9 protein-coding genes are annotated in these 10,228 nt (G+C 65.6%); 1 reads left to right on the plus strand and 8 read right to left on the minus strand.

Going from position 1 to position 10,228, the window contains the following annotated elements:
- Window positions 1–715 precede the first annotated feature (715 nt).
- Window positions 716–1,150 (minus strand): hypothetical protein, encoded by a 435-nt coding sequence (locus tag MELE44368_RS02315; RefSeq protein WP_064930677.1) that lies wholly within the window; start codon window positions 1,148–1,150, stop codon window positions 716–718.
- A 194-nt stretch (window positions 1,151–1,344) separates the two neighbouring features.
- Between MELE44368_RS02315 and MELE44368_RS02320 the strand changes: the two genes are divergently transcribed.
- A complete protein-coding gene (locus MELE44368_RS02320; RefSeq protein WP_046754530.1) occupies window positions 1,345–1,866 on the plus strand; it encodes an Rv2253/PknI dimerization domain-containing protein in 522 nt (173 codons plus the stop codon).
- Between the two features lie 3 nt (window positions 1,867–1,869).
- On the opposite strand, the gene MELE44368_RS02325 is transcribed toward MELE44368_RS02320, so the two are convergent.
- From MELE44368_RS02325 to MELE44368_RS02355, 7 genes are read right to left on the minus strand one after another with little or no spacing between them, the layout of a single operon-like run.
- Window positions 1,870–3,396 carry an MCE family protein gene (locus MELE44368_RS02325; protein ID WP_128106971.1) on the minus strand — a complete coding sequence of 509 codons (1,527 nt, stop codon included), beginning with the start codon at window positions 3,394–3,396 and terminating at the stop codon, window positions 1,870–1,872.
- Window positions 3,396–4,580 (minus strand): MCE family protein, encoded by a 1,185-nt coding sequence (locus MELE44368_RS02330; RefSeq protein ID WP_128106972.1) that lies wholly within the window; start codon window positions 4,578–4,580, stop codon window positions 3,396–3,398. The genes MELE44368_RS02325 and MELE44368_RS02330 overlap by 1 nt, the downstream gene beginning before the upstream one ends.
- On the minus strand, window positions 4,577–6,022 hold the full coding sequence (locus MELE44368_RS02335) for an MCE family protein (RefSeq protein WP_128106973.1): 1,446 nt from the start codon (window positions 6,020–6,022) through the stop codon (window positions 4,577–4,579). The genes MELE44368_RS02330 and MELE44368_RS02335 overlap by 4 nt, the downstream gene beginning before the upstream one ends.
- Window positions 6,019–7,101, minus strand: coding sequence for an MCE family protein (locus tag MELE44368_RS02340; RefSeq protein WP_128106974.1), 1,083 nt, complete (start codon window positions 7,099–7,101; stop codon window positions 6,019–6,021). The genes MELE44368_RS02335 and MELE44368_RS02340 overlap by 4 nt, the downstream gene beginning before the upstream one ends.
- Complete coding sequence (locus MELE44368_RS02345; protein ID WP_064890548.1) at window positions 7,101–8,123, minus strand: MCE family protein; 1,023 nt, start codon at window positions 8,121–8,123, stop codon at window positions 7,101–7,103. The genes MELE44368_RS02340 and MELE44368_RS02345 overlap by 1 nt, the downstream gene beginning before the upstream one ends.
- The gene (locus MELE44368_RS02350; RefSeq protein ID WP_128106975.1) at window positions 8,120–9,340 is read right to left on the minus strand and encodes an MCE family protein; all 1,221 of its coding nucleotides are present in this window, start codon (window positions 9,338–9,340) and stop codon (window positions 8,120–8,122) included. Before MELE44368_RS02350 ends, MELE44368_RS02345 begins: the two co-directional genes overlap by 4 nt.
- Before the next feature lie 8 nt (window positions 9,341–9,348).
- Window positions 9,349–10,206, minus strand: a complete 858-nt coding sequence (locus MELE44368_RS02355) for an MlaE family ABC transporter permease (RefSeq protein ID WP_046754831.1) — start codon at window positions 10,204–10,206, stop codon at window positions 9,349–9,351.
- Window positions 10,207–10,228: the final 22 nt, after the last annotated feature.

Raw genomic sequence — 10,228 nt, forward strand, 5'->3', positions numbered from 1 at the left:
AACACGACGGCCGCGAAGACCCTGATCGTCTCGACGGCCAGCACCTGCGGCAGCGTCCGCGCGCCGGTTTCGGTCGGCACCGGTGGCGGCAGCGGCTGGTTCAGCGCGGCCAGGATGTTCGTCCGCGCGGTGTTGAGCTCCTGCAGAAACTCCCCCGGCCGCAACACGGCCGAGGCGACGTTGAACAGCTCCACCACCGCGACCTCGAGGTTGTTGAACGCCTTCGGCACCACCCGGAAGACGTCGTTCTCGATGATCGGCGTCAGCGCGGCGTTCGCCGCCCCGGTCACCGACGCTGCGGCAGCACCCAGCGCCCTCAGCGGTGATCCCGTCGCGCCGAGGGCGCCCAGGAACGTCACCGGCGTCATCACCAGCGCGATAGGTATCGTGACCAGCCCTTGCACGACGTGGGGGCAGATGACGCTGCAGTACTGGAACTGGTTGTTGATGAACGCCAGCGGTATCGCGCCGAGGGGCGGCGCGGCCGCGGCCAGCCGCACGTCGTGGACCTCGGCGCGCGGCGTCCACGCCGGTGGTTCAGCGGGGACGACGGCCGTCGGCGTGACGACACCGATGGCGGTGACCGCGGCCACCAGACCCGATTGCACGCGACCACGCATCTCGACCCCTAACGTCGTGGCGGACCTTCTAAGGTCACGACGGCGGGCCTCGAAAAGTTCGATCCGCGGGTGGCGAATTTGCGCGAAGCCGGCGGCTACAGCCGCACGAGCTGAAACGGGTAGGTGAAGGTGCCGCCGGGAGCACCGTCACACCCCACCGCGAAGGAGGATTCCAGCGTGCCGGACCGGGTCGTCGCATCCCAGGAATAGACGTCGCGGGTCGGAATGACCGGCCCGTAATAGACGTTGCCGCACCGCAAACCATCCGGTACGTCGACCGTCAGCGTGTACCGTCCGTCCGCCAACTGCGCGGTCCCCCGGTACGGAAAGGCCTTCGCGATGGGCTGCGGTACCGCCTGAACCGTCACGCACTGCCCGTCACACCGCGAGATCACCCACAACCACGTGTGGAAGTCGTATCGACCGTCGATGCGCAGTTCGAAGTTGCCGTACGGGGTGTCGGCCTGCGCCGTCACCGGAGACACCAACGCTGCGGCGATGAACGCGATGACAAGCAGTGCGGCTTTCATTTTCGGTCTCCGGGCTCGTAGTGGTCGGCACTGATCCTCGCCGATTCGGTGCGTGCCCGGTCAGACGCATCCCTGCAGACGGGACAGGCCTGCGGAAGCGCCGTCCATCCCGCTGAACGGACGGCGGTCGAACCCCGTACCGATACGGCCGCTAGGTTTGGTCCTCTGGCTGAACTGTCGCTGGTGAGGAGCTGGTGTTGGGTATCTCCGAACTGGCGGGATGCGCGACGGCGTTGGCGCTTGGGCTCACCATCGCCGGATGCGCGTCTACCGCCCACGCCTCCGAGGACGATTGGGGCCTCAACGGCACCTACACCGCGACGTCGAACGGCGAATGGGCCAAGACCAACGACAGGTTCCGCGAACTGGACAGCCTGCGCAGCACCTGGACGATCTCGACGGTCTGCAGTTACCCGACCGAGTGCACGGGCACGGTGGTCAGTGACTTCGGTTGGAGCGCACCGATCTACAAGACCGGCGGCGTCTGGTACGTCAAGCACACCGTGGAGAATTGGGTGCCGTGTCCGGACGGCACGGCGGCGCCGGGACTTCAGGTGTTTCGGTTCGTCCCGGTCATCGAGGACGGCAGCCAGACCGACCCCACGTCGACGACGTTGGCAGGTGAGGACCAGACGACGGGTGTCAGCGGTGCCTGCGGGGTGAGCAAGCCGGTGTTCATCACCATGCCGTTCAAGCTGGTCAAGACGGGCAGTTGAGGATCATCGGCTGCCGGCCGTCAACAGTTCCGTCCACGGCCGCGGTCCCGCAGGGGTGACGAGATCGCCTTGGCGGAACACCATCCCGTCGGGAGTGGCGTACTGCCCCGTTCGCGGATCGTAGGTGGCGAAGGCAACCGATGGTCCTTCCGATCCGCCTGACCTGTTCGAACTCGGCGTCGCAACCGGATCGTCCGCACGGGCGGGTTCGGCAGGCGGCGGAGGCGGGGTGCCCTCGATTGGGGCGTGGATGCGGTCGCCGAAGTCGACCCGATCGTCGGGCGGAACTCCCTGCGCGATCAGGTTCGGATCGATCGGGTACGGACCAAGTGGATGCTGGCGCATCGCCAACGGTTCGAACGGCTGGTCACTCCCACAAATCTCCACGGTGGGCGCGCGCTTTCCCGGCTGTCCCATGCACGGATAGTTTCGGGCGCCGCGAACTCCGATCGGTGAATCCTGGGGAAGTTTGCAGTACAGCCCGTCCGGGGTGTCGACGATGGTTTCGTCCTCCGGCGAACGCCACTCGCTGGGCGGCAGGAATCCGACTGTGCAGGCGGGTGGGTCGTTCATCACCATCGTGAAGTCCCCCAACGCCATCCCGGTCGGGTTGTTTCTCGAGACCCCGACGGTCTGGGTGGCGGCGACGTAGGGCGGAAACAGCACGAGCAGCTGTTCCAGGGACGCGTGATAGGTCACGCCGACCTTGCCGATCGTGGTGAGATTGGCCAGCAGCACGGGCAGCGTGGCCTTGACCTGGTTGAACAGCCGCGACGCTTCGTCGGCCGCGTCGGGGCCGACCTCCAGCACGGTACGGATCTGCGGATCGTTGGCCGCCAGTTGGCCGGTGATGCCTGCCACGCTGCGTGCCCAGGTGCGGATCGCATCGGCCGATTGCGCCTGACCGTCCAGCAGCGGACGGCTGTCGTCGATCAGGGTCCGCGTCCGATCGGCCACCGCGTCGCCGTCGCCGACGACCGTCGCCGAGGAGTCGAACAGTGAACCGAGATCGTAGCCGGTTCCGTCAAGGCCCTTGAACGACTCGTCGAGCAGTGCGCTGATTCTGTCCTTGGGCACGCTGTCGACCAGTGCGCTGAGCTGATCGAGCATGGGGCCGACCGCTTGCGGAATGGACGTCTGCTCTTCGGGGATGACCGAGCCGTCTTCGAGGTAGGGACCGTCGCCGTTGTCGGGCGTCAGATCGACGTATTGTTCGCCGACCGCCGACACGCTGCGCACATTGGCGTGGGCGGTCGCGGGGATTCTCGGCGACTTGTCCAGCGAGAGCGTCGCGACGGCACCGTCACGGGTGGGGCGCACGTCCACCACCTTGCCGACCTGTACACCCCGATAGGTCACGTTGGCGAACCGGTAGAGACCACCGGTGCCCGCCAACTCCAACTTCACCGTGATACGCCCGATCCCCAGCAGCGTCGGCACCTGCATGTAGTTGAACAACATCAGCGAAACGCCGACGACAGCGGCGATCACGAAGACGATCAACTGATTTCGTACGAAGCGCGTCAGCATCAGCCACCGCCTTCAGCTTCGACGTCGGCCGGCGAATCCACCAGGGGCGGTAACTCGGCGACTTCGGTGGGAGTAGCGGTGATGGGCGCCTTCAGCGGGTCGTAGGTGTAGGCCAGATACCACGGATCCCCCGGTGCGGGCACCAGCGGCGCGCCCTCCTGTCCCCACCGGGTGCCGAGAAACAATCCTCGCTTGAGCCGCGGGATGGTGAAGTCGAAGACGATGAATTGATTCATGTAATCGCCTCGGATCGCGCGGTCGATGAAGCTCTGCGTGTAGGGGAATGTCGGCGCGTATGCGAGCACGGTGCCCAGGTCGGGTCCGACATCGGCGAGGGCGCGCAATGTCGGCTCGAGGTTGGCGAGGTTGCGCACCAGATCATCTCGGGTGTCGGTGATCAGGCCGGTTGCCGTGTCGCTGAATCGGCCCAACCGGTCCAGTGCCTCGGTGATCCGCGGGCGCTCGCTGACGAGGACATCGAGCGCCGGCGGAATGCGCTGCAGCGCTTCGGTGATCACCTCGTGTTCGGCGGCAAACGTGCCGGACATCCGATTCATCGCGGCGATCGACGCGTTGACGTCGTCACGTTGGGTGTCGAGCATGCCGACGAAGTCGTTCAGGCGCACCAACAGGTCCCTGATCTGGCTCTCGCGGCCGTTGAGCGCGGCGTTGAACTCGCGGACGATGTCCCCCATCTGACCGAGACCACCACCGTTGACCACCACCGACAGCGACGACAACGTCTGCTCGGTGGACGGATACATCGACGACCTGTCGAGTCCGATGGTCGATCCGGGCTCGAGCCTGCCGCGGGGCGCCTCGCCGAGCGGCGGGTCGAGCGCCAGATGCATGGATCCGAGGAGGCTGGTCTGTCCCACCGTCGCCACCGCGTTGGCCGGTACGACGACGTCGGGGCGAACCGAAACCTCGAGATCGGCTCGCCAGTTCCGCACCCTCATCTTGCCGATGCTGCCGACGACGACGTCATCGATGAGCACCGGCGAATTGGATTCCAGCGAACCAACATTGGCGAGCTGAACGTGGTACACCGCGGCGTCCGGTCCGCGACCGACGGTGCCGGGCAACGGCAGCGAGTTCACGCCCTCGAAGGAGCATCCGGTCACCGCGATCATCCCGCAGCACAGCGTGGCGATGATGCGTCGGACCGACCTTGTGCAGATCATGACGGCGGCAGGCCTTCCGTGGGTGGCGGCGCGGGCGGCGCTTCGGCCGGCAGCAGCATGTCTTGAAGCGAAGTCGGTCGCGGCGCGGCCGCCGGTGGCACCGGTGCGCCCGGGTACAGGGCGGGCTGGGGCGCGGCGGGTAGTCCTGTCGGGGTGTAGGCGCCGGGTGGACCGGCTGGTGTGTTCCACCCCGTCGGCGGCGGGATGTCACCCGCGCCGGTGTAGGCCGACACCGCGGGCGCGTCCTCCGGGGGCGGTGGGCTTCCGCCGGGCCCGCCGGGGGCCAGTGCGGGATCCGAGTAGATCAGGTTCCCCGGGCTCGGCGACTTCTGCAGGTAGGCGTTGAACGGCATCGGCAGATAGTTGAAGTTGAGCAATCGCAGTGCGGGACCGAGGTATTCCGCGCACGCCTTCGCCGACTCGTCTGCCGTCGCGTTCTTCACCGCCCCGATCGCCGAGCACACCAACTGCACGGGGTTGGCGAAGTTGGACATCGCGAATCCGCCGATCATGGTTCCGGTGTCCGGGTTGTAGATGTTGTAGCCGTTGCCGATGGCGTTGGGCGCGACGTGTAAGACGTTCTCCAGCGCCAGCCGATTGTCGGCGAGGTTCTGGGTGACCTCGGCGAGCCGTTGGATCTGCTCGGCCGTCTGGTTCCGGGAGCCGGCGACGAACCGTTGTACCTCCCCGACCGCTTCGGCCAGATGCGTGAGCGCCGCGTCGAGGTCGGACCTGCTCGCGTCGACGACACTGCTGACCGTGGCCAGCCGGTCCTGGAACTGCACGATCTGGGTGTTGCTGTCGCGCAGTGCGGTGACGAACGTCTGCAGGTTCTCGATGACGTCGACGATGTTGCCGCTGCCGTCGGCGAGGATGCGTCCGACCTGGGACAGCTGGGTGATCGTCTCGCGCAGCTTGTCGCCGTTGCCGTGCATGGCATTTGCCGCGCTGTCGATGAATCGACCGACCGAGGTCGTCGAGATGTCGCCGCTGGGGCCGAGTTCGATCGCTAGTCTTGTCAACTGCTCTTTGACCTCGTCCCACTCGACCGGCACCGCGGTGCGGTCGACACCGATGACCGCGTCGTCGGGAAGCGTCGGGCCGCTGGTTTCGTAGGCGGGGGCGAGTTGCACGTATCGGGCCGAGACCAGATTCTGGGCGACGATGACGGCTTTGGCGTCCGCCGGGATCGGTACGTCGCGATCGACGGAGAGCCGCATGCGCGCGTGGGCACCGTCCGGCTCGATCGATTCGATGGTGCCGACCCGAACCCCCGCGACACGCACCTCGTCACCCGGATAGATCGCGGTCGCGGAGGTGAAATACGCCGTGATGGTCTTCGGACCGAAGAATGACTCCCTGACCACAACCGCGGTACCGGCGATGAACAGACCGACCAGCGTGAAAAGCACTGCGGTGACCAGCGTTTTGCGTCCGATCATCGTGACCCCCCCGGTATCCCGTTGTACGGGAAAGGGAACTCGGCGCGTGGCCCCGCGTTGTCGGGCGGCTGGCCGGCGTTCACACCGCGCCGGAACCCGAGCGCGTAGTCGAGGAACGGTTGCAGGGCCGGCCCGGGCAGCAGGTTCCCCACGAAGGCGTTGTAGTAGAACCCGTTGTTGACCGCCTCCCCCTGGGTCACCTGGTATTTCGCCAGACCGGTGAGCGCCTCGGCGATGTTGTCGCGGTTTCGCTCCAGCATGACGTAGACCGAGTTCAGCTTCTCCAGGGCGGGTGCGAGTTCCCGTTCGTTGTCATGCACCAGACCCGTCAACTGCTGGGCGACCGCGGACGTGTTGGCCAGCAGGGTGACGATGGCGTGCCGACGCGCTTCGAGCACGCCCATCAGGTCGTTGGCGTTGAGGATCAAGGTGTTGAGCTGCTGGCTGCGCTCCGACAGCACACCGGTGACATCGGCGGCGCTCTCGAGCAGTCTGGCCAGCGACTGATCGCGGCCGGTCAGTGAGTGCGACAGACGGCTCAGGCCGTCGAAGGTGGGGCCGAGTTGCGGCGCGATCCGGTCGATGGTCTCAGAGAGTGTGTCCAGGGCGTGGTTGACCGATGCGGTGTCGGTGGCGGCCGTGTTCGTGGTGAACTCGCTCACCGCCTCGGTCAGCGAGTACGGCGACGAGGTGCGTGACAGTGGGATCACGTCGGCCGGCTTCATCGAACCCTCACCCGCCGGTTCGAGCGTCATCTTGCGCTCCCCGAGCAGCGTTCCGGTCCGGATGTGCGCGGTGGTCTGGGATCCGAGTCTGACCTTTCCATCGACGGTGAACGTCACCAGCGCCTTGCCCTTGCTCAGAGTGACGTCGGAAACAGAACCGACAGTGATACCGGAGACCTTGACGTCGTTACCGGGCGCCAGTCCGCCGGCCTCCGTGAACAGCGCTTGATATCTGATCGCCGTCGCCCATGACCACAGCCGTTCGGGTTGTAGGCCGACGGCGATGACGAGAACAATCAACACCACGCCGATGAATCCGGATCGGATGAGCGACGTGCCACGGTATTTCAACATCAGGGCTCGCCACACCTTCCAGTGTTTTGGATGATCCAGGGGAAATGGGCGGTGCGGCCCTGCAGATCGGTGACCCGCACCGAGATCCCGCAGAGGTACTGGTTGAGGAAGCTTCCATAGGCGCCGAGCCGAACCAGTTTCTTGTAGTTCTCCGGCGTCTTCTGCAACGAGACGTCCAGCAACGGAATGTCTTTTTCGAGCAGCGGGGCGACCCGGTTGAGTTGGTCGACGCTTCCGGCGAGCGGTGCCCGCGCCTCGCCCATCAGGTCGGCCAGCGACGCGGTTCCGTTGTCGAGGGCGGTGATGGCCTCGCCGATCGGGTCTCGGTCGGCGGCCAGGCCGGTGATCAGTTTCTCGAGGCGGTCGACCGCGCCGGAGAATTTGGCTCCGTCCTTGGCGATGGTGGCCATCACGGTGTCGAGGTTGTCGATCAGTTGTTGGACGGTCTGGCCGTTGTCGGCGATCGCGGTGGTGAAGGATGCGGTTTTGGCGAACAACGATTCGACGTTGCCGCTCTGACCCTGCAGGATCTGGATCAGCGAGTTGGTGAGCGCATTGACATCGTCGGGGTGCAGTCCCCGGATCACCGGCTTCAGGCCGCCGAGCAGGAGGTCGAGGTCGAGCGCCGGCTCGGTCCGCTCGACGGGAATCCGGCTGCCGGCGGGGGCGATCGTCGTCGATCCGGGTCCGTCGAGAAGTTCGAGGTAGCGGTCGCCCACCAGGTTGAGGTAGCGCACCGCAGCCTTGGTTCCGGTGGTGAGCACGACATCGGTAGCAGCGTCGAAGCTGACGAGGACGGTGTTGTCCGGTTGCAGCGACACCTCCCGGACAGTGCCGATGCGGATACCTGAAACCCGCACTGAATCACCGGATTTCAAGTCCGAAACGTCGGTGAATACGGCGGTGTAGTCGTTCGCCGATCCTGAACGGTACTGCCCGAAGATGACGAACAACCCGGCGGTCAGCAGCAGCATGACCGCGGCGAACACACTCAGCTTGATCGCTGTGCCCACACCACTCATCCCGGCATGCCGATCTGTGCGGTGTTGCGGGGCGGTCCGTCGATCGGTCCGAAGAGCGCCTGCTTGAGCGCGTCGGAGTTCAACAGGATGCCCTGATTTCCATACTGTGCGCGGCTGGCGTCGATGTCGCTGACGACGTAGGGCGCCCGCGTTTCGTAGCCGACGTCGGGCAGCCCCGCGCACTGGGGTCCTCCCTTGGCCGCCACTTTGGGCAGGTTCCCGGGGTACCGGTAGCGTTCGGAGCCGAGTACGAAGGAGTCGAGCAGCAGGACTCCGGGGACCGGTGTCGGTGCTGCCGTGGCCAATGGGACCATGCCCGCCAGAACGCAATTGAGCGCGGGATGGTACTGGTTTGTCAGGTCGGTCGTCGGCACAAGGAGGTCGAGCACTTCTGTGATGGCTGGCCGGTTGGCGGCCAGGACGTCGTTGCCGACGTCGGCCAGCCCGATGGCGCTCAGCAGCATTCTGTCGAGTTCCTGCTGCTTTTCGACGATCGTGTCGCTCAACCGCGTCGAACTGTCGGCGATCGCGACCAGGTCCGGGCCGGCGTCGGCATACGCGTCGAGGACTTCTGGCAGCACAGCGATGTCGTGACTCAGGCTGTCCAAGCTGGGATTGATCTTCGCGAGCATCGTGTCGAGATCCGACAGCGTCTGGCCGAACTTCTCACCGCGACCGCTCAGACCGGAGGCCAGGGCTCCCAGTGTCTCGTTGAGTTTCGCGGGCTCGATCTTGCTGAGTACCGAGACCAGCTGTTGGAAGATGGTATTGATCTCGACGGTGACGTGGTCGGCGTCGAGAACCTGGCCGGCGCGCAGCGATTGGGGCGACGGGTCCGAAGGCGGCACCAGAGAAACGGATTTCGCGCCGAAAACGGTCGGCGACGCGATGTCGACGCGCACGTTCCCCGGGATCAGGTCCAGCGCCGCGGGGTCCATCGCGAGGTGAATCGCGGCCTGCCCGTCGGGTAGCGACTCGATGGCGGAGACGGTGCCGACCTGAGCGCCGTGCAGCTTGACCCGGGCGTCGGGGTTCATCACCAACCCGGCGCGATCCGAGATGACGGTGACGGGAACGGTTTTGGTGAAGTCACCGCGGAACAACACGATGGCCAGACCGATGATCGCCACGATCGCCACCACCGTGACGAGACCGACCACGGGCCGCGCGACATCGCGCGGCGCGCTCGGTGGGGTTTGATCGTGTTTGTCCGTCAACGTCTTCCCTACCCTGAGAGGTTGAAGTTGCCGTTGGAGCCGTATACCGACAGTGAGACCAGCAGTGTCACTGAGACCACCACGACCAGTGAGGTGCGTACCGCGTTGCCGACGGCCACACCGACCCCCGACGGTCCACCGGAGGCGAAGTAGCCGAAGTAGGTGTGGATCAACAAGATGGTGATCGCCATCAGCACGGCCTGCAGAAACGACCACAACAAGTCGATCGGGTTCAAAAACGTGTCGAAATAATGGTCATACAGCCCCCCGGACTGACCGAACAGCACCACGGTGGTGAACTGGCTGGCCACAAACGACAAGATCACCGCGATCGAGTACAGCGGGGTGATGGCCAGCATGCCCGCGATGATGCGGGTCGACACCAGATACTCCACCGGCCGGATCGCCATCGACTCCAGCGCGTCGATCTCCTCGTTGATGCGCATCGCTCCCAACTGAGCGGTCACCCCGGCCCCGAACGTGGCCGCCAACCCGATCCCGGCCACCACCGGCGCGGCGATACGCACATTGATGAACGCCGCCAAAAACCCGGTCAACGCCTCGATGCCGATATCACCCAACGAGGAATAGCCCTGCACCGCCAACGTCCCGCCCGCGGCCAACGTGAGAAACCCGACGATCGCCACCGTGCCGCCGATCATCGCCAACGTGCCCGCACCCATCGAGATCTCCGCGATCAACCGCACGATCTCCTTGCGGAAATGCACCGATGCGTGCGGAATCCCGCCCAACGCCCGCAGATAAAACAGCATGTGATCGCCGATACGGCCCAACACATCCACCGGCCGGCGCGCCGAGCGGGTCAACCGCGGATAAGTGGAGCGCAAAATCGTCATCGTGCCCATCAGCGCTATCCCGCCGTCATCC

Source organism: Mycolicibacterium elephantis DSM 44368, from assembly GCF_004014805.1.
GTDB classification, from domain to species: domain Bacteria; phylum Actinomycetota; class Actinomycetes; order Mycobacteriales; family Mycobacteriaceae; genus Mycobacterium; species Mycobacterium elephantis.